22 protein-coding genes are annotated in these 16,996 nt (G+C 30.9%); 15 read left to right on the forward strand and 7 right to left on the reverse strand.

Features of this window, described 5'->3' with window-relative positions; all coding sequences use genetic code 11:
• Nucleotides 1-22: 22 nt before the first annotated feature.
• Entirely contained in the window at nucleotides 23-622 is a 600-nt protein-coding gene (locus DK508_RS08540; protein WP_235016339.1) for a CoA pyrophosphatase, read from the reverse strand.
• Nucleotides 623-660: 38 nt separating this feature from the next.
• Between DK508_RS08540 and DK508_RS08545 the strand changes: the two genes are divergently transcribed.
• Nucleotides 661-1,401, forward strand: coding sequence for a peptidylprolyl isomerase (locus DK508_RS08545; protein ID WP_160114615.1), 741 nt, complete (start codon nucleotides 661-663; stop codon nucleotides 1,399-1,401).
• Nucleotides 1,402-1,502: 101 nt separating this feature from the next.
• Here the strand turns inward: DK508_RS08545 and DK508_RS21065 are convergent, their stop codons facing one another.
• Both DK508_RS21065 and DK508_RS08550 read right to left on the reverse strand, forming a co-directional pair.
• A complete protein-coding gene (locus tag DK508_RS21065) occupies nucleotides 1,503-1,664 on the reverse strand; it encodes a hypothetical protein (protein ID WP_160114616.1) in 162 nt (53 codons plus the stop codon).
• A 152-nt stretch (nucleotides 1,665-1,816) separates the two neighbouring features.
• Nucleotides 1,817-2,539, reverse strand: coding sequence for an RDD family protein (locus DK508_RS08550; protein ID WP_109300326.1), 723 nt, complete (start codon nucleotides 2,537-2,539; stop codon nucleotides 1,817-1,819).
• A 39-nt stretch (nucleotides 2,540-2,578) separates the two neighbouring features.
• Here DK508_RS08550 and DK508_RS08555 point away from each other — a divergent pair, with 39 nt between their 5' ends.
• From DK508_RS08555 to DK508_RS08610, 12 genes are all read left to right on the forward strand, one after another.
• Complete coding sequence (locus DK508_RS08555; RefSeq protein ID WP_109300327.1) at nucleotides 2,579-3,553, forward strand: stage II sporulation protein M; 975 nt, start codon at nucleotides 2,579-2,581, stop codon at nucleotides 3,551-3,553.
• Nucleotides 3,528-4,451, forward strand: coding sequence for a hypothetical protein (locus DK508_RS08560; protein WP_109300328.1), 924 nt, complete (start codon nucleotides 3,528-3,530; stop codon nucleotides 4,449-4,451). Before DK508_RS08555 ends, DK508_RS08560 begins: the two co-directional genes overlap by 26 nt.
• Nucleotides 4,444-5,178 carry a DUF4129 domain-containing protein gene (locus DK508_RS08565; RefSeq protein WP_160114617.1) on the forward strand — a complete coding sequence of 245 codons (735 nt, stop codon included), beginning with the start codon at nucleotides 4,444-4,446 and terminating at the stop codon, nucleotides 5,176-5,178. Before DK508_RS08560 ends, DK508_RS08565 begins: the two co-directional genes overlap by 8 nt.
• Nucleotides 5,171-6,364 (forward strand): DUF4350 domain-containing protein, encoded by a 1,194-nt coding sequence (locus DK508_RS08570; RefSeq protein WP_109300330.1) that lies wholly within the window; start codon nucleotides 5,171-5,173, stop codon nucleotides 6,362-6,364. Before DK508_RS08565 ends, DK508_RS08570 begins: the two co-directional genes overlap by 8 nt.
• Nucleotides 6,365-6,367: 3 nt before the next feature.
• A complete protein-coding gene (locus tag DK508_RS08575) occupies nucleotides 6,368-7,360 on the forward strand; it encodes a MoxR family ATPase (protein ID WP_109300331.1) in 993 nt (330 codons plus the stop codon).
• Entirely contained in the window at nucleotides 7,360-8,694 is a 1,335-nt protein-coding gene (locus DK508_RS08580) for a DUF58 domain-containing protein (RefSeq protein ID WP_109300332.1), read from the forward strand. Before DK508_RS08575 ends, DK508_RS08580 begins: the two co-directional genes overlap by 1 nt.
• 145 nt (nucleotides 8,695-8,839) lie before the next feature.
• Nucleotides 8,840-9,208, forward strand: coding sequence for a nuclear transport factor 2 family protein (locus DK508_RS08585; RefSeq protein ID WP_160114618.1), 369 nt, complete (start codon nucleotides 8,840-8,842; stop codon nucleotides 9,206-9,208).
• Between the two features lie 54 nt (nucleotides 9,209-9,262).
• Nucleotides 9,263-10,315, forward strand: a complete 1,053-nt coding sequence (locus DK508_RS08590; protein WP_200831853.1) for an AraC family transcriptional regulator — start codon at nucleotides 9,263-9,265, stop codon at nucleotides 10,313-10,315.
• Nucleotides 10,316-10,393: 78 nt separating this feature from the next.
• Nucleotides 10,394-10,747 (forward strand): hypothetical protein, encoded by a 354-nt coding sequence (locus DK508_RS08595; RefSeq protein WP_109300335.1) that lies wholly within the window; start codon nucleotides 10,394-10,396, stop codon nucleotides 10,745-10,747.
• A gap of 31 nt (nucleotides 10,748-10,778) precedes the next feature.
• A complete protein-coding gene (locus tag DK508_RS08600) occupies nucleotides 10,779-11,249 on the forward strand; it encodes a YHS domain-containing (seleno)protein (RefSeq protein ID WP_109300336.1) in 471 nt (156 codons plus the stop codon).
• A gap of 199 nt (nucleotides 11,250-11,448) precedes the next feature.
• A complete protein-coding gene (locus DK508_RS08605) occupies nucleotides 11,449-11,874 on the forward strand; it encodes a DUF2141 domain-containing protein (RefSeq protein WP_109300337.1) in 426 nt (141 codons plus the stop codon).
• 147 nt (nucleotides 11,875-12,021) lie between these two features.
• The gene (locus DK508_RS08610; protein WP_109300338.1) at nucleotides 12,022-12,972 is read left to right on the forward strand and encodes a LysR substrate-binding domain-containing protein; all 951 of its coding nucleotides are present in this window, start codon (nucleotides 12,022-12,024) and stop codon (nucleotides 12,970-12,972) included.
• Between the two features lie 18 nt (nucleotides 12,973-12,990).
• On the opposite strand, the gene DK508_RS08615 is transcribed toward DK508_RS08610, so the two are convergent.
• The 4 genes from DK508_RS08615 to DK508_RS08630 form a co-directional block, all read right to left on the reverse strand.
• Nucleotides 12,991-13,191 (reverse strand): hypothetical protein, encoded by a 201-nt coding sequence (locus DK508_RS08615; RefSeq protein ID WP_109300339.1) that lies wholly within the window; start codon nucleotides 13,189-13,191, stop codon nucleotides 12,991-12,993.
• A 133-nt stretch (nucleotides 13,192-13,324) separates the two neighbouring features.
• On the reverse strand, nucleotides 13,325-14,125 hold the full coding sequence (locus DK508_RS08620; protein WP_109300340.1) for a TIGR00266 family protein: 801 nt from the start codon (nucleotides 14,123-14,125) through the stop codon (nucleotides 13,325-13,327).
• Between the two features lie 21 nt (nucleotides 14,126-14,146).
• Complete coding sequence (locus DK508_RS08625; protein WP_109300341.1) at nucleotides 14,147-15,262, reverse strand: serine hydrolase; 1,116 nt, start codon at nucleotides 15,260-15,262, stop codon at nucleotides 14,147-14,149.
• A gap of 82 nt (nucleotides 15,263-15,344) precedes the next feature.
• Nucleotides 15,345-15,800 (reverse strand): DUF4442 domain-containing protein, encoded by a 456-nt coding sequence (locus tag DK508_RS08630; RefSeq protein WP_109300342.1) that lies wholly within the window; start codon nucleotides 15,798-15,800, stop codon nucleotides 15,345-15,347.
• 154 nt (nucleotides 15,801-15,954) lie between these two features.
• On the opposite strand from DK508_RS08630, the gene DK508_RS08635 reads away from it, so the two are divergent.
• Together DK508_RS08635 and DK508_RS08640 are read left to right on the forward strand one after the other, a co-directional pair.
• Entirely contained in the window at nucleotides 15,955-16,407 is a 453-nt protein-coding gene (locus DK508_RS08635) for a DUF4870 domain-containing protein (protein ID WP_109300343.1), read from the forward strand.
• A 4-nt stretch (nucleotides 16,408-16,411) separates the two neighbouring features.
• On the forward strand, nucleotides 16,412-16,945 hold the full coding sequence (locus tag DK508_RS08640; protein ID WP_160114619.1) for a hypothetical protein: 534 nt from the start codon (nucleotides 16,412-16,414) through the stop codon (nucleotides 16,943-16,945).
• The last annotated feature ends 51 nt before the right edge of the window (nucleotides 16,946-16,996 follow it).

Raw genomic sequence — 16,996 nt, forward strand, 5'->3', positions numbered from 1 at the left:
TTAGCTTGCCAAAGATACAAAATCATAATTCCATAGAGGTCTTTAAAAACATTTTAAGCTCACTTAACATCATAGCCGTTGCTCCCCAAACTGTATAACCATTTAATTTAAAGGAAGGTACTTCTATATTTTCTGCATAAGAAGTGGATAACTTCTTTAAAACTACATTGTCATCATCCAGCAATTCGTTCAAAGAAACCTCTATTACCTCTGCTACTTCTTCTTCTTGAGGTACAAATTGTGGTCTATTTTCGGTAAAACCTAAAAAAGGGTGTACCCAAAAATTTGAAGGCGGTATATATACTTTTGTAAGTGTTTTTAGCACTTCTACCGTTTTAGTATGTACACCAACTTCTTCGTAAGTTTCTCTTAGTGCAGTTTCTGTATAATTTCGATCGTACGTTTCTACTTTTCCTCCTGGTAATGCAATTTGCCCAGAATGAACACCTTCATACTGCGGTCGTAAAATTAATACGATATGGGTTAATGCTTCTTTTGGATAAAAAAGCATCATTACTGCTGCATTTCTCGGGTTTCTTTCTTCTATTTTTAAACGTTTTAGCTCTTTTGCACGAATCTCTGGAGCCATAATAAAATGTGAAGAGTCTCCCGGTACTGACATTTTCTTTATTTTTGGAATTAATTTTTTAAATGTTTCAAATGTCATTTACCAGATCGATTTTAGTCTTTTGTTTTAGTTTTCTTCTATTCTCTAATTGTGAAGATACACATTCTAAAAAAAATAAAAAGAATGTTTTCAAAACAGCTTCAGATAAAAAAGAAGATACTACAGAAACTTTATTTATAAAAAAAGATAGTTTAAAAAGTCAAAAAAATGATGATCAAGAGCCTTTTAAACTTACTAATGAGAATTTAAGAGAGTTTATGGCAGTATACGGAAAAGCAAATCCAGAAACTTTAGTGAGGATAAAAACGCGTTACGGTGATATTGATATTAAGTTATACAAAAAAACTCCAATTCATAGAGCCAATTTCATCTATTTAGTAAAAGAAAAATATTTTGATGAGACCTTTTTCTATCGTGTGGCCAAAGGTTTTGTTATTCAAGGAGGTAATAGTGATAGGCAACAAATGGCTACTAGGCGTTTTGAAATTGGTGAATATTCGATTCCTCAAGAACAAATAAAAGGTCTAAAACATGTTCGAGGTACAGTTGCCTTATCAAAGCAATGGGTCGACAATCCTTCTAATCGCTCTACTCCATATGAATTCTTTATTGTTCTTGCCAAAAAAGGTGCACATCATTTAGATGGTGAGCATACTATATTTGGTAGAGTAGTAAAAGGTATGAATGTAGCTGATAAAATATCACAAGTGCCTGTTGATGGTAGCGAATGGCCAAAAGAAAACATTTTTATTAAAGCCGAAGTGATTAGGTAATAAATAGTATTAATTTACGAATCCCTTTATCCTAAGTCAACACTTTAAATCAATGAAAACAACTTTGTAAAAAAAGGCGGACCTAAGTCCGCCTTTTTCATTTAACATGGCTCAGCAATGGTTTCGCATTGACATGTATTTCTTGTCCCTACATACCATTTTACTCGTTCTTTGTACTCACCCATTGGGTGTGCCAAACCTCCTCTTAACTGTGCTACCGCCTTTTTACTTAATTCTAGTTTTTTAAAATTGTTTTTTTTCATGATATGAAAATTTTATGATTTATATGATCATATCAATTCAATTAGAAAAATGTTACCCTGTATAGAATAAAATTGTAAAAAACTCATCCGCAACGTCATGAATTAAATTATAACACGCTTAACAACAAAAATTAAAATATTATAAGCGATTACTATTGTTGAGTGTAGTAGTTGTAATCTTTTAGGATAGTATCAATAAATTGACGATCATAAAGGTCTGATTTCACTTCTAGAACCTGCTCTATCTTATCTCTAAGTGCAGTTAATGTTTTAAAATCATTAGATTTTTTTGCAATTAAATACGTTTCTTTTATTAATCGAACATCCTTATCAGAAAGTTTAGTAACATTCGTAAATTTTGGCTGGTAATCTTCTGTAAGGTCTTCTAAAATTGTGTGTGAGATTTTCACCTTTTGTTTGTTCGAAATAACTACCGTACCTGCTGCAGCGTCACCCAATCGCTGTCGTTTTTCTGAAAACAAAATAGTCAAAATGCCGACCGAAGCAAGAAAAATCCAGATATCCACTAATCGCAACATCCACCTCACTAAATAATTACTCCAATGTGCTGGCAACCCATCAATACGCACAACTCGTATTTTTAAAATCATTTTACCAACGGTTCTACCATTAAAAATAATGTGCATTACCAAAGAATAAAACATAACAGGCAATAGCAACAAAGATTGTATTCCAAAAACCGTCCAGTTGTCTTTAAAAGCAATACCAACAAGTGATGTAATAAAGTTCACTATAAATAAGTATAACCAGAAAATAGCAAAATCTATTAGCGCTGCTAACATTCTTTCTCCTATACTAACCGTTTTATAGTCTAGGTTAACGTTTTGTGTTGTGTTGATTGCTAAATTTGCCATTTACAAGTAAGTCATTATCTTTAACCAAAAATTGTTTAGATGCGGGAAGCAGCTTTTGTGAAGCAAAATAAAGAAAAATGGATCGCTTTTGAAAAGGCTATTAGTGAAAATTTAAATATAAGCCCAGATAAACTAGCCGATTACTATATCCATTTGACTAATGATTTGTCTTATGCGCAAACATACTATCCCGATAGTAAGACATTATTATACCTTAATTCTTTAGCCTCTCAGGCGCATCAAAAAATCTATATCAATAAAAAAGAAAATAAGAATAGAATCATTAGTTTCTGGAAAACAGAATTCCCTTTATTCTTTTATAAACACCAAAAAACCTTATTATATACTTTTTTAATATTTGGTACAGCTTGTTGCATCGGTATTATATCCGCATTAAATGACGCTTCATTTCTTAGGCTCATTTTAGGTGATGCTTATGTAAACGAAACACTTAATAATATTGAGAAAGGAGATCCTACAGGAATTTATAAGAGTGGTAGCATGGTGGGCTCTTTTTTGGGTATAACCATCAATAATATTAGAGTAGCTTTTTTAGCTTATGCTTTTGGGGTGATTACTTCTGTAGGTACAGGCTATATAATATTTAGCAATGGTATTATGCTTGGCGCTTTTATGACATTTTTTTATACAAAAGGTATGTTATTCGAAGCATCAAAATCAGTATGGCTTCATGGTACTATAGAAATCTCGGTAATTGTTATTGCAGGTTGCGCTGGATTGGTGATGGGAAATAGTATTTTATTTCCAAAAACGTATTCTAGAAGAGTTTCTTTTATGAAAGGTGCAAAAGACGGTTTAAAGATAGTGGTTAGTACTATACCTTTTTTCATTATTGCTGGTTTCATAGAAGGATTCATTACAAGATACTCTAATATGCCTACATGGCTGGCAATGTCAATTATTTTTGGTTCATTAGCCTTAATTCTATTTTATTATATAATCTACCCTATAATTTTAAACAAAGCCTATGAGCGACAAATACATAGAGCTTAAACAAATCAGAGATCTAGGTGAGATCATTTCTACCTATTTTGACTTTTTTAAGCAAAATCTTAAAAGCTTTACCAATATATTTATTAGTTATAATGGTATTTTTATACTCCTTTTATTAGGCTGTAGTTACCTTATGGTAACAGGGTTTATTGGGGCTTTCAGTTCAGAAACAGGGTTTGAAGGTACTCCTGATATTGATTCTAGTTTTTTAATTGGGATCGGTGCCATACTATTTTTCTTTGTTTTTATTGGTACTGCAACCCTTAATTATAGCTTAGCATCTTCTTATATTATTAAGTATGATCAAGATAAAAAAGTAGTAGAAAACAAAAAAGAAGTCTGGAATATGGTTACCAGTAACTTTGGAAATATTATTGTTTTTATTATCCTGCTAGTTCTCATTTATATTGTATTCATGATAGTATCTGTAATCTTAGCGATTATACCATTATTAGGCACCTTGGTCCAGTATGTTATTCAATTTTGGGTAACCTCATGGTTAGGTGTTTCGTTCATGGTCATGTTATATGAAAACAAAAGCCCTACGGATGCTTTAGGAGAAGGTTGGGATTTGGTGAAAACTAATTTTTGGAAATGCGTTGGAGTGAACTTTGTTCTTGGTTTATTGGTGGGTATTTTACTTTTACTTTTGTTAATGATTCCAGGAGTCTTGGTCGGGCTTTATTCATATCATGTTGTAGAAAACGGTACCGTAATTGCCGAATCCGCAGTGGCTAAAATCATATATACGATTGCCTTATCGGTTTTCTTGATCGTAATGGCTTATTCGCAATCATTATCGCAGTTCATTAATGGGATTTTATACTTCTCATTACATGAACAAAAATATAATATTAATACTCGAGAAAAGATTGATCAAATTGGTATTGGTGAGTAACAAAATCATATACATAACATTTAGTTCTTTATTACTTCTTTTAAGTACGCCTTGCTGGTCACAAAAGGATTCATTAGAGGTTGCCATAGATAGCAGTAAGATATCTATTGTTGATTTTTCTGAAGATTTGTCCAAAAAATATACAGGAGAAGAATTCGACTATGACACTGCCGAAGGAGAAACACAAAATTTCTTAGTTCGAATTCTTGATTGGTTTTTTGAGGGGTTACAAAGTATATTTGGTGTAGAGGTAAGTCCAGAATTAACCAAACTGGTAGAAAACTTGATTTATATATTACTTATTGGTTTTGCAATTTATCTCATCATACGTGTTTTGGCCGGAAAAGAAGCTGTGTCATTTTTTGGAAAAAAGAATACTATTGTTGCTCCTATTAATATTACCGAAGAACATATTGAAAAAATAAACTTAGATGAGCTTATAAAAAACGCTCTAAAAGAGAATAATTATAGATTAGCAATACGCTATATGTATTTAAAAACACTACAGGATCTATCTATTAAAAAAGTGATTGATTATCATTTTGAGAAAACAAATACAGATTATTATAGAGAAATTGCGGATGTAACGCTAAAACAAAATTTTAGTAGAGTTTCGTATTTGTATGATTATATATGGTACGGAAAATTTGAATTAGATGAATCTGGTTATCAAAGTGCAAAAAAATCATTTGATCAACTACATACAAAAATGAACTCCATTGGATAAAAGATCGAGAAACATATTGATCCTTTTTGGAATTGCTCTTTTAGCCATTATTGTGACTGAATTAGTACGACCTAAACCGATTAATTGGAACGACAGTTATACTTCTACAGATAAGATCCCTTTTGGAAGTTATGTTCTTTTTGAAGAATTAAAGGAGATAAAAGATGAAAACAATATTCATTTAATTACTCAAAATCCATATGATTTCTTAAGTGATTCAGAATTACAAACCAATTCGTCCTACATTTTTATCAATTCTAACATTGGTCTAGATAAACGTTCTTATGAAAAGTTAATAGCCTTTGTAAGAAATGGTAATTCTGTCTTTATGGCCGCTCAAAATTTTGGTAGGATCATCTCTGATTCTTTGCATATAGAAACAGAAGTAGATTATCAAATAGTCGAAGAAGAAATTACACCTACATTCTTTTCGTCATTTATTAAGGAAGATTCTTTATCCAAATTCAAAAAGAAAATATATAAGACCGTTTTTAAAAATTTCGACACAATAAAAACCACAGCGTTAGGATACTACAAAAATGATCAAAGTGAAGATAATCTAGCTGAAGTTAATTTTATTAAAGTAATAGAAGGAAAAGGTAATTTATATCTAAATACACTGCCTCAAGCTTTTTCTAATTACTATATGCTTAACGGAAATCAAAAATACGCCTCAACATGCTTGTCGTTTTTAAATGTTTCTGAAACCATATATTGGGATGATTATTTAAAAGATGGTAGAAAAATAATTGATTCCCCGATGCGTTTTGTCTTAAATCAAGTTCCTTTACGATGGGCATATTATTTGCTCCTAATTGGTATTTTAGTTTTTGTAATATTTACAGGAAAAAGAGAACAAAGAATTATTCCTATTGTTAAACCTTTAGAAAACACTTCAATAGAATTCACCAAAACTATTGGTGATTTATATTTTCAACATAAAGATTATAGTGATATTATATCCAAAAAAATCACGTACTTACTAGAAAAAATAAGAAGTACATATTACATAAGTACCAATAATCTGGACAAAAAATTTATCGATAAACTGGCTATTAAAACAAATCACTCAATTGATGAAACCACCAAGTTTGTTGATTATATTAATGCTTTAAAAAGTAAAGCATTTCATACTGAAGAAGATCTGGTAGAATTAAATAAAAAAATAGAAGAATTTACACTATAGATTATGGAAGAAACTAATGAAAACTCGTTAGAATTTAACAATAGAATAGATCTAAAAAACTTACAGGAAGCGGTTCAAACTATAAAAAATGAACTTGGCAAAGTCATTATTGGGCAACAAGACATGATAGAATTATTAATCATCTCTATATTGGCCAATGGGCACTCACTAATAGAAGGAGTCCCAGGAGTAGCCAAAACGGTTACAGCAAAATTACTTGCTAAGACAATGAATGTAGATTTTAGTAGAATACAATTTACTCCTGACCTTATGCCTAGTGATATTTTGGGAACTTCTATATTTAATGTAAAGACCTCAGAATTTGAATTTAAAAAAGGCCCAATATTTTCTAACATTATTCTAATTGATGAAATCAATCGTGCACCTGCAAAAACCCAAGCAGCTTTGTTTGAGGTGATGGCAGAACGCCAGATCACTATTGACGGCATTGAAAACAAAATGGAACTACCATTTTTAGTTTTCGCCACTCAAAACCCTATCGAACAAGAAGGGACATATGCTTTACCTGAAGCTCAATTAGATCGATTTCTATTCAAAATTAATGTAGGATACCCATCTATTGAAGAAGAAGTTACAATTTTGGAGGGGCATCATCAAAGAAAAAATGCAATTCCAACAGATATTATTCAACCGGTTTTAGATGCTAAACAAATTTATGAATATCAAGATATTATTAAGGGAATCATTATCGAAAATAACCTATTAAAATATATCGCCTCTATTGTGAATAATACTCGTAATAATGGGAATTTATATTTAGGAGCATCACCAAGAGCATCAATCGCAATCATGAACGCTTCTAAAGCTATGGCGGCCATTAACGGGAGAGATTTTGTTACTCCCGATGATATTAAAAAAGTCGCTTCATCGGTATTGAGACATCGTATCATATTAACTCCTGAAAGAGAAATGGAAGGGTTTACAGCGGAGAAAGCCGTTACGCAGATTATCGAAACTATTGAAATTCCACGCTAGTGAAGACCTTTTTAAAAAGTTTATACCTAAAGAAATTATTTTTTACTGCCTTCTTTTCGATTGCAGTACTGTTTGTAGTATCTTATTTCTTTGAAAACTTATTAAGTGTCTCAAAACTGTTGCTAACGATTCTTCTTGTCGCTCTTATATTTGATATACTGCTATTGTATCGAAATAAATTAGGAATCCAGGGATATCGTTCTTTACCCGAAAAATTATCGAATGGAGATGAAAATGTAATCGAAATCCTGGTAACTAATAGATATCGATTTACAAATACTATTAGAATTATTGATGAAATACCTATACAATTTCAACATCGAAATTTTGCTATTAATTCTAAATTAAAACCTTCAGAGCAGAAAACATTCACTTATAATTTACGTCCAACATTACGTGGCGAATATCATTTTGGTAATCTAAATATTTTCACATCATCTCCTATAGGTTTGATAGAAAGAAAACAACAATTTTCTACAGCCGCTATGGTGCCAAGTTATCCTTCTTTTTTACAGTTAAAGAAATATGATTTTATTGCTTTCACTAATAGACTAAAACTTTACGGGTTAAAAAAAATAAGAAGAATTGGTAATACATTAGAATTTGAACAGATCAAGGACTATGTATCTGGTGATGATATAAGAAATATTAACTGGAAAGCTACAGCCAAAAGAAATCACTTGATGGTCAATCAATATCAAGATGAAAAATCACAACCTATATACTCGGTCGTTGATACAGGTAGGGTAATGAAAATGCCTTTTAATGAATTAAGTCTATTAGATTACGCAATTAATGCAACATTAGTAATTTCTAATATTGCGATCAAAAAACAAGACAAAGCAGGTATGTTTACTTTTTCGCGAAAAGTAGAAAATATGGTTGCTGCCCAACGTAGAAAAAGTCAAATGAATTTGATTTTAGAAACATTGTATAATGTTGATACTGACTTTTCTGAATCTGATTTTGCCAGATTATATGTGGATATAAAAAGAAATATAACCCATAGGAGTTTACTACTGCTTTATACCAATTTTGAAACACTAGATGGTTTACATAGACAATTACCCTATTTACAAGCCATTGCCAAAACACATCTATTAGTGGTAATTTTCTTTGAGAACACAGAATTAGAGTCGTTATTAGATAAACCAGCTGTTTCTACCAAACAAATTTTTGAAAAAACAATAGCTGAAAAATTCGTTTATGAGAAAAAAATGATTGTAAACGAACTAAATAAACACGGGATACATTGTATTCTTACAGCGCCCGAAGACCTTACCATAAATACAATTAATAAATACCTCGAAATTAAAGCCAGAGGACTTTTATAATTTTTTCAAGTATTTTTGATAGTCTCAGTTTCGTATAATTAAATGCAATACAATAACTTCAAAACATTAAATTTGAAACAAAATAGTCTAAATCAATTTTTTAGCTATCAGTTAACATAATACATCTGAGCATATGAAAAATGATATGAAGAAAATTGTACAAAATTACGTTAATGCCTATAACAAATTTGATATCGTGGGTATGACTAAGGATATACATAATGATGTGGAATTTGAGAATATAACAAACGGACAAGTTGACCTTATACTTCAAGGAATAGAACAATTTAGAAAACAGGCTGAATCTGCCAAAGAGTATTTTAAAGAAAGAAAACAAATAATTACACGTTGGGAGTTTCAAGATAATGTAATAACAATTAACGTAGCTTATGATGCTATTTTGGCTATCGACTTACCAAATGGTATGGCGGCCGGTGATCTTTTGCAATTAAAAGGTCAATCAATTTTCGAGTTTAAAGAAGGGCAAATAATTAAGATTCAAGATAAAAGTTAAAGAATCTTTTTAATATTAAAACAGAATAAGAAACTAGTACATAGTAATATCCTCATGGTAGAAAAACTGTTTCCCGAAATCAATAAGGTGTATTTCATGAATACATACACTCTTGTACATGTATTATCGGGCACAGGTAGTATCGAAGTGGATTTCAAAAATTACTATGATTGGGAAGACAAGGCTATTTATTTAGAAAAAGGACAGTACATAAAATTTCTATCCGAAGATTTCGTTGTTAGAAAAATTGAGTTCCCCGACCATGAGAAATTTCAAAATACTGAAATTAGAGTACTGTTTAAACATTTAATATCTCTAGGATACATTAACCTTATGGAGTGTAGTGATTGTCAACAATATTTAACAAACACTATCTTCTCTGATCGATCCAGTGATATCCTTGATATATCTTCAAAACAATGGTTTTGGCAGAATCCCTTTCATGCCAATAAAGACGAATATCAAATCATATTTGATATTAAAGATGTTATCGACAATGAGTTTTCGAACCATCTTACAAATACAGAATTAGTATCTTTCATTAATGCCAAAGGATATGATGCGCAAGCATTAATCAAAAATAAAGTCGGCCTTTCGGTCAAAAATCTTCTAGGCAAAAAACGCCTTACCGAAAGTCAAAAAGAAATCGCTTTTACCGATAAAAATATTCAAGAAATCTCTTATGAATTAGGTTTTAAAGATACCGCCTATTTTAATCGGGTATTTAAAAATAACACAGGGCAAACTCCTCTGGAGTTTCGAGCCAATTTTGATTACCAAAATAAAGATCTATTTACTCAAAATATTATAGATCTTTTAAAAATGCATCATGAGGATGAAAGATCTTTAGAATTTTATGCTCAAAAAATGCATCTTTCGGTAAAAACACTTTCCAAAAAAGTAAGGCAAAAAATGAATACTTCTCTAGGGCAACTTATCAGATTCGAGCTTATAAATTCTGCCAAAACAATGCTTCTTGAAGGAGAGAGTATCAATGCCATTTCTCAAAAGTTAAATTTTGAAGAACCTAATCATTTCTCTCGTTTTTTTAAGCACTATGTTGGTGAACCGCCTTCAGAATTTAAAAATAAAAAGTACAATTCTTAGCTCCTTTTTGGTAGGCTTTTTTCTTCATTGCAGCTGCATCTTTGTGGTGTAATTATTAATTCACCAAAAACATAAAAGATGAATATTAAAGAACAAGTATTAAGTATGGATGCAATAGTAAGCCAAGGAGCTATTGTAGACGCTGTAAAACAGTTTTTTGCAGAAAATGCAGTTACTTCAGATTACGGAAGTACGAGCACTAATAACAAATCAGAAATGGTAGCAAAAATGGAAACTTTTGCTGGATCAATTGCTCAAGTAAACGGAATAACACATCACCACTCTATTGTTGATGGAGATGTATCCGCATCAGAATTTACTTTTGATTTTAACATGAAAGATGGCAGTAAAATTTATTGGCACGAAATCATAAGAAGAATCTGGAATGATGAAGGAAAAGTTATTCGTGAAGAATATTTTAACGCACAATAGTACAACAAGTTTAATTTAAAAAAATAAAAAAATGAATACATTAAAATCAATAATCGTAGCATGTACATTGTTATTAAGTACATCAATAATAGCACAAGATAAAATGGCTAATAATATCGACAATAGTAATATTGCTTTACAGGGATATAGTCCAGTATCATATTTAGATATGGGAATAGCGCAAAAAGGAGTAAAACAATTTAAATCAGAATATAAAAAGGTGGTTTATTACTTTACATCTGCAGAACAAAAAACTACGTTCGACAAAAATCCTGCAAAATATACTCCTCAATATGGTGGTTTTTGTGCCTTTGGGGTATATGCCGGTGCAAAATTTAGACCTGATCCGAACAAATTTATAGTAAAAGACGGAAAATATTTCTTGTACCTATATAATCTAGAATTAGATGCACAACAATTATGGTTAGCAGAAAAAAATCACAATAAATTAGTATCAGTAGCTAATACAAATTGGAAGAAATTGCATAACACTCATAATTAATAACAAAGTAATACATACTTGAAATGGGCATTCAAATATTATTTTTGAATGCTCATTTTATATAAAAGTAGATTATAAGGATTATAAAATAACGGTTCAGCATCGTATATCTACAATTCGGCATTTTACTTTATATAATAATCATGGTTTTATAGACATTTGAACTATCAATAATCAAATAACTATTAAATCACATCATATGAAAACGTTAGCCTTATTAGTAGCTCTACTTATCTCCAATTTTGCAATTCAAGCTCAAAAAGAAACTAAAGGAATCACAATCACTGTAACAGTACCCAATGTAACAAGCTCTGATGGTGAAGTACATTTTGGTTTATATGACGAAAATACATTTATGAAAGCTGCACCTATACAGGGTCAAAAAAGCAACATCGAAAATGGTGTAGCCAAAATCACTTTTACCAACGTACCTGCAGGAGTATTTGCTATTTCATGCTATCATGATGCTAATAGCAATAACAGAATGGATTTTGAACCTAATGGAATGCCAAAAGAAAACTATGGTATTTCTAACAATCAAATGAATTTATATGGCCCTCCAACTTGGACCGAAGCTAAATTTGAAGTAAGTACAGAAAATTTAAATCTGGAAATCAGAATGTAAACGTTTATCATAATTCATCAATCAAAGAGAAATAGCGTTAAATAAGCGCTATTTCTTTTTTTAATCAATAGATAAAATAAATTTTTTGCGTATTACTAATAAATAATATCAATAGCTTTATTATTTTTGTTCTACAAAATATAATTCATGACCATAACACAATTAAAATACGTCCTTGCTGTAGCCGAACATAAAAATTTTACTAAGGCCGCAGAAAAAACTTTTGTTACTCAGCCTACATTAAGTATGCAAATCCAAAAATTAGAAGATGAATTGGATATTTTAATTTTTGATCGCAGTAAAAAACCTATCGAACTAACTGAGGTAGGAAAAAAATTGGTTCAGCAAGCAAGAAATATTGTTAATGAAAGTGAGCGCATTCAGGACATTGTGGATCAACAAAAGGGATTCATTGGCGGCGAATTTAAACTAGGGGTAATTCCTACGGTAATGCCTACTCTATTACCAATGTTCTTGAACAATTTTATAAAAAAATATCCCAAGATTAAATTAAAAATTGAAGAATTAAGCACACAAGCATTAATAGAACGGCTTCTTGATGGACACTTAGACGCAGCTATAGCAGCAACTCCTCTAGAAAATGAGAATATCAAAGAACGCGTGTTATATTATGAACCATTCGTTGGTTATATCCCTTCTAACCATAGATTAAATCAAAAGAAAAAAATTAATGTTACCGATCTTGATATTGATGATATGTTATTATTAGAAGACGGGCATTGTTTCAGAGATGGAATTATTAATCTATGTAAAACACGTAAGAGTTATGAAGAGGATCATTTTCAACTGGAAAGTGGAAGTTTTGAAACTTTGGTAAAACTAGCAAACGAAGGTTTAGGTATGACTTTATTACCTTATCTACATACTTTAGACATAAAGGAAAGTGAAAAAATAAATCTACATTATTTTAACGAGCCTTCTCCTGCCAGAGAAGTAAGTTTGATTTTTAATAAGAGTGAATTAAAAATGCATATTATCGAAGCATTACAATCTACGATTGCCGGAGTAGTAAAAGGAGCAATAACTTTTCAAAACGTACAAATTATCAGTCCTCTATCAAAAATAAAAAGCGACTAAAAAGTCGCTTTTATTTTTTTATTCTGTTTTTAAATAAATTAAACAAGATTCTAATTCTGGTTGTTTAACCGTTAAAGATTGAATCCAAATTTTTAATTCTTCAATCTCATGCGGAAGTAGTCTGTTTAGTGCTTTTAGAACTTCCTTTGTAAAAAGATTAACATCAAAACTTACTTTTTTTAGTACAGTTTTAGTGTAATCAAACATTGCTCTAGCCATAAATTAATAGGGGTTAGAATATTAGGTTTAAAATAAATAACTGTAAGAAAATTCCTACTATTTTAATATTTATATAATCTAATATATGTAAATAAAACGACAAAAACAGTTTTTTGGCCCTTATTTAACATTGTTAAAAACTATTATCGCCATCTAAAAGATCTCCTAAACCTCCTAAAATACTACCTTCACCTTTGCTTTTACCCCCTCCTCTAGGAGCTAATGCTAATACTCGATTGGCAAGTCTACTAAATGGTAATGATTGTATATACACAATCCCAGGACCTGTTAGGGTTGCAAAAAATAATCCTTCTCCTCCAAAAATTGTATTTTTTATACCTCCTACAAATTCGATATCATAATTTATTCCTTTAGAAAAACCTATAATACATCCTGTATCAACTTTTAGTTTTTCACCTGGTTGTAATTCTTTTCTAGCCGTGGTTCCTCCCGCATGAACAAATGCCATACCATCCCCTTCTAACTTTTGCATAATAAATCCTTCTCCTCCAAAAAGGCCTCTTCCTAGTTTTCTTGAAAATTCTATACCTATCGAAACCCCTTTTGCTGCACACAAAAAGGCATCTTTTTGACAAATGAATTTGCCACCGTAATTAGTCAAATCTATAGGTATAATTTTACCAGGGTATGGAGAAGCAAAACTCACTTTTTTCTTCCCTCCAACCTGATTATAAAAGGCGGTCATAAATAAACTTTCTCCCGTAAGCAATCGTTTTCCTGCTCCAAAAATCTTGCCCATGATTCCCTTATCCTTACTAGAACCATCACCAAAAATAGTGTCCATTTGTATCCCATCGTCCATCATCATAAAACTTCCCGCTTCTGCGATAACACCTTCTTGAGGATCTAATTCTATCTCCACATATTGCATTTCTTCACCAATAATTTCGTAATCGATTTCGTGTGCTGTCATTTTTTTTTGAATTTATATTGATTAATGAATAGTATTTTCTATTTGTTGCGTTATTTTATCAAAGAAAAAATTTGATGAATTATCCAATATTACCAAACAAGTTTTTTTCTTGGTATTTCTAATTATTACAGTATTTGCAGCTAACCAGGCTCCGTTATGCCAAACTACATCTTTGTCTATTACCCATCCAAAACCATAATCTGATAACGTACCACTTTTTAGTTTTGGCGTTCCAAAAGCCTTTTTTAGATTTCCTTTATCGATTAATTCATTATCATACCAGAATTGATCCCAAACCAAAAAGTCATTTACACTACTAAACACCCCTCCATCTCCTGCTACTCCATCAATAAAAGTAGGTTTCATTTCTTTAAATCGCCCCATAAAGTTTTCAAATCCATTGGTTTTATTTTCAAATGTCTTTTCTGTAGAAAATAAATTCCAAACTCTGGTATTTTTCATTCCCAAAGGGTTAAAAACCTCTTTATCCATAAAATCTTCAAATGATTGTCCAGATATAATCTCGATAATCCTGGCAAGAAGAATGTAATTCGTATTAGAATATTGGTACTTTTCAAAAGGTTCGAACTCTTTTTTTGAAGTATTAGTCACGATGAGATCAACCGCTTTCTCGTTACTCAATATTTTTATAACTTCCTTATTTTTCTCTGCAAGTGTCAAATATTTATCGGGAACACCAGAGACTTGATTCAATAAACTTCTAATAGTGACCTCTTTATACGGGAAATCATCTATATGTTTTGATACCAAATCATCATATTCTATTTGCCCTCTTTCTTCTAAAAGCATAATACCAACGGCCGTAAACTGTTTAGAAACTGACGCGAGTCTAAAAGAAGAATTTGCCGTCAGTTTTTCATTCTTCGAATGATTTGTGTATCCATAACCTTTGGCCAAAAGAGTTTTTCCCTCTTTGGCTATAAGTATGGCTCCGTTAAATTTATTTTTAGTGTTTAATTCTTCTAACCAATCGTCTATCAAAACAATTTTTTCCTCTTCAGATACATTTTCAGGAATATTAAGGTCCGGTATTTTATTAAAGAATAAAAAGAACCATGTAAAGAATCCTAAAATTAAGATTCCCAGGGCTAATAGGATATACAGAACTATTTTCATATGTACCAATTAAATACAACTAATTAGTAAACTGTAGTATTAAAATGTTACAATTATTTTATAGTTACAAGAAATAAATTATTTAGTTCTTCACTTTAAGAGTCCATTCAAAATTAAAAGTAGACACTTCTATTCCTTCAGCATTCGTTCCAATAGATTTCATCCATACGGTTTGTCCCTCACCTGTTTCAATTGTTTTTTCAATTGCCTTTTTAACCAACTCACCATCATTACATTTAAACGTAATTCTTCCAGTTGCCTTTTTTGTAAAAGTAGCATTGTTATTAGCCACTAACATAGATATGTTTTTGCCACTATTTCTAATATACCCAGTAACTAGGGCTCCAGTAGTAAGTTCTGCAGCCATACCTTGTACTGCCCAAAACATAGATTTAAATGGATTTTGATTCATCCAACGATGTTTTACTGTAACAACACAAGAATTTCTATCGATGCTTTTTACTCTTACTCCACATATCCATGCCGATGGTAACTTTAGTAATAAAAAGGAATTAAGTTGTCTAGGAGTAATTTTCATTGTTTTAGCTTTTAGTTGTTACAATATAGGCAAAAGTAATAGGGATGAGACAGTGTTAAAATCTTAAATTTATGTTAAATTATGGTACTATGTTTTGCATAATACCTTTTTTTAACCATATATTTGCATAAGAAACTATTATATACTTTTCAAAATGTCAACTAACAACCATAAAAATATCGCAACATTCATGCATTTGGGGGCATTTTCCAAATATTTTATCCCATTTGGAAATTACATCGTTCCTATACTGTTATGGACAACAAACAAGGACAAATCAGAATTTATTGATCACAATGGTAAGGAAGCTATTAACTTTCAGTTAAGTATTTTACTTTATACAGTAGTACTTGCAATGTTTTCATTTCCTTTTTTCATTTTCAATGTACTGGGAGACGCATCAATTTCAGATTTATTTCATTTTCATGATATATCTTTTAATTTTTCGGACGCGGGAGGATTCAGAACTCTAATAGGTGCATCTTTTATAGGTATTATTGCACTGATTGGTTTTTTTCTTGAAATCATTTTTACAATAACGGCCGCTTTAAAAGCCAACAAAGGAGAAACATATAGATATCCACTTTCTATAAGATTCATAAAATAATAATATGGTGTCATCTATCAACATAAAATATATTTTAATAACAGCGCTGGCCGTTGTGCTTTCATTCTTTTTTCATGAATTAGCGCATTTAGTCACGGGAGAGTTATTAGGATATTCGATGAAGATGACTCTTAATTCGGCCTTTTTATCCGAAGGAATATATGAATCTGAATGGCATAATCAACTTGTAAGTGCAGGAGGACCTATTTTTACAATAATATCAGCATTCTTTTTCTTTTATATAATTAGAAAAACGAAAAATATATACTGGTATCCATTTCTATTCTTTGCTTTCGTTTTTAGATTAATGGCAATGATCGTTTCTATTATGAACCCAAACGATGAGGCAAGAATTAGTTATTGGTTAGGTCTTGGATATTGGATACTACCGTTAATGGTATGTTTTACATTACTATTTCTAATCATAAAAACATCAAAAGAACAAGGATACAATCTAAAATTTAACCTAATCAATTATCTTTTAGGGAGCGTTTTTGTAACCGCTATAGTATTCTTAGATCAATATTTATTTAAATAATCATCAATCATTTATCATCAATCAATCATCAATCAAAAAATGAACAGTTTA

Origin of the sequence: Aquimarina sp. AU474 (assembly GCF_900312815.1) — a bacterium.
Classification (GTDB): Bacteria; Bacteroidota; Bacteroidia; order Flavobacteriales; family Flavobacteriaceae; genus Aquimarina.

What these genes read in the sequence shown, in the direction of transcription:
- DK508_RS08540 (WP_235016339.1), bottom strand. Translation starts at nt 622, where the DNA reads ATGTCAGTACCGGGAGACTCTTCACATTTTATTATGGCTCCAGAGATT.
- DK508_RS08545 (WP_160114615.1), top strand. Translation starts at nt 661, where the DNA reads ATGTCATTTACCAGATCGATTTTAGTCTTTTGTTTTAGTTTTCTTCTA.
- DK508_RS21065 (WP_160114616.1), bottom strand. Translation starts at nt 1,664, where the DNA reads ATGAAAAAAAACAATTTTAAAAAACTAGAATTAAGTAAAAAGGCGGTA.
- DK508_RS08550 (WP_109300326.1), bottom strand. Translation starts at nt 2,539, where the DNA reads ATGGCAAATTTAGCAATCAACACAACACAAAACGTTAACCTAGACTAT.
- DK508_RS08555 (WP_109300327.1), top strand. Translation starts at nt 2,579, where the DNA reads ATGCGGGAAGCAGCTTTTGTGAAGCAAAATAAAGAAAAATGGATCGCT.
- DK508_RS08560 (WP_109300328.1), top strand. Translation starts at nt 3,528, where the DNA reads ATGAGCGACAAATACATAGAGCTTAAACAAATCAGAGATCTAGGTGAG.
- DK508_RS08575 (WP_109300331.1), top strand. Translation starts at nt 6,368, where the DNA reads ATGGAAGAAACTAATGAAAACTCGTTAGAATTTAACAATAGAATAGAT.
- DK508_RS08585 (WP_160114618.1), top strand. Translation starts at nt 8,840, where the DNA reads ATGAAGAAAATTGTACAAAATTACGTTAATGCCTATAACAAATTTGAT.
- DK508_RS08590 (WP_200831853.1), top strand. Translation starts at nt 9,263, where the DNA reads ATGGTAGAAAAACTGTTTCCCGAAATCAATAAGGTGTATTTCATGAAT.
- DK508_RS08595 (WP_109300335.1), top strand. Translation starts at nt 10,394, where the DNA reads ATGAATATTAAAGAACAAGTATTAAGTATGGATGCAATAGTAAGCCAA.
- DK508_RS08600 (WP_109300336.1), top strand. Translation starts at nt 10,779, where the DNA reads ATGAATACATTAAAATCAATAATCGTAGCATGTACATTGTTATTAAGT.
- DK508_RS08605 (WP_109300337.1), top strand. Translation starts at nt 11,449, where the DNA reads ATGAAAACGTTAGCCTTATTAGTAGCTCTACTTATCTCCAATTTTGCA.
- DK508_RS08610 (WP_109300338.1), top strand. Translation starts at nt 12,022, where the DNA reads ATGACCATAACACAATTAAAATACGTCCTTGCTGTAGCCGAACATAAA.
- DK508_RS08615 (WP_109300339.1), bottom strand. Translation starts at nt 13,191, where the DNA reads ATGGCTAGAGCAATGTTTGATTACACTAAAACTGTACTAAAAAAAGTA.
- DK508_RS08620 (WP_109300340.1), bottom strand. Translation starts at nt 14,125, where the DNA reads ATGACAGCACACGAAATCGATTACGAAATTATTGGTGAAGAAATGCAA.
- DK508_RS08625 (WP_109300341.1), bottom strand. Translation starts at nt 15,262, where the DNA reads ATGAAAATAGTTCTGTATATCCTATTAGCCCTGGGAATCTTAATTTTA.
- DK508_RS08630 (WP_109300342.1), bottom strand. Translation starts at nt 15,800, where the DNA reads ATGAAAATTACTCCTAGACAACTTAATTCCTTTTTATTACTAAAGTTA.
- DK508_RS08635 (WP_109300343.1), top strand. Translation starts at nt 15,955, where the DNA reads ATGTCAACTAACAACCATAAAAATATCGCAACATTCATGCATTTGGGG.
- DK508_RS08640 (WP_160114619.1), top strand. Translation starts at nt 16,412, where the DNA reads ATGGTGTCATCTATCAACATAAAATATATTTTAATAACAGCGCTGGCC.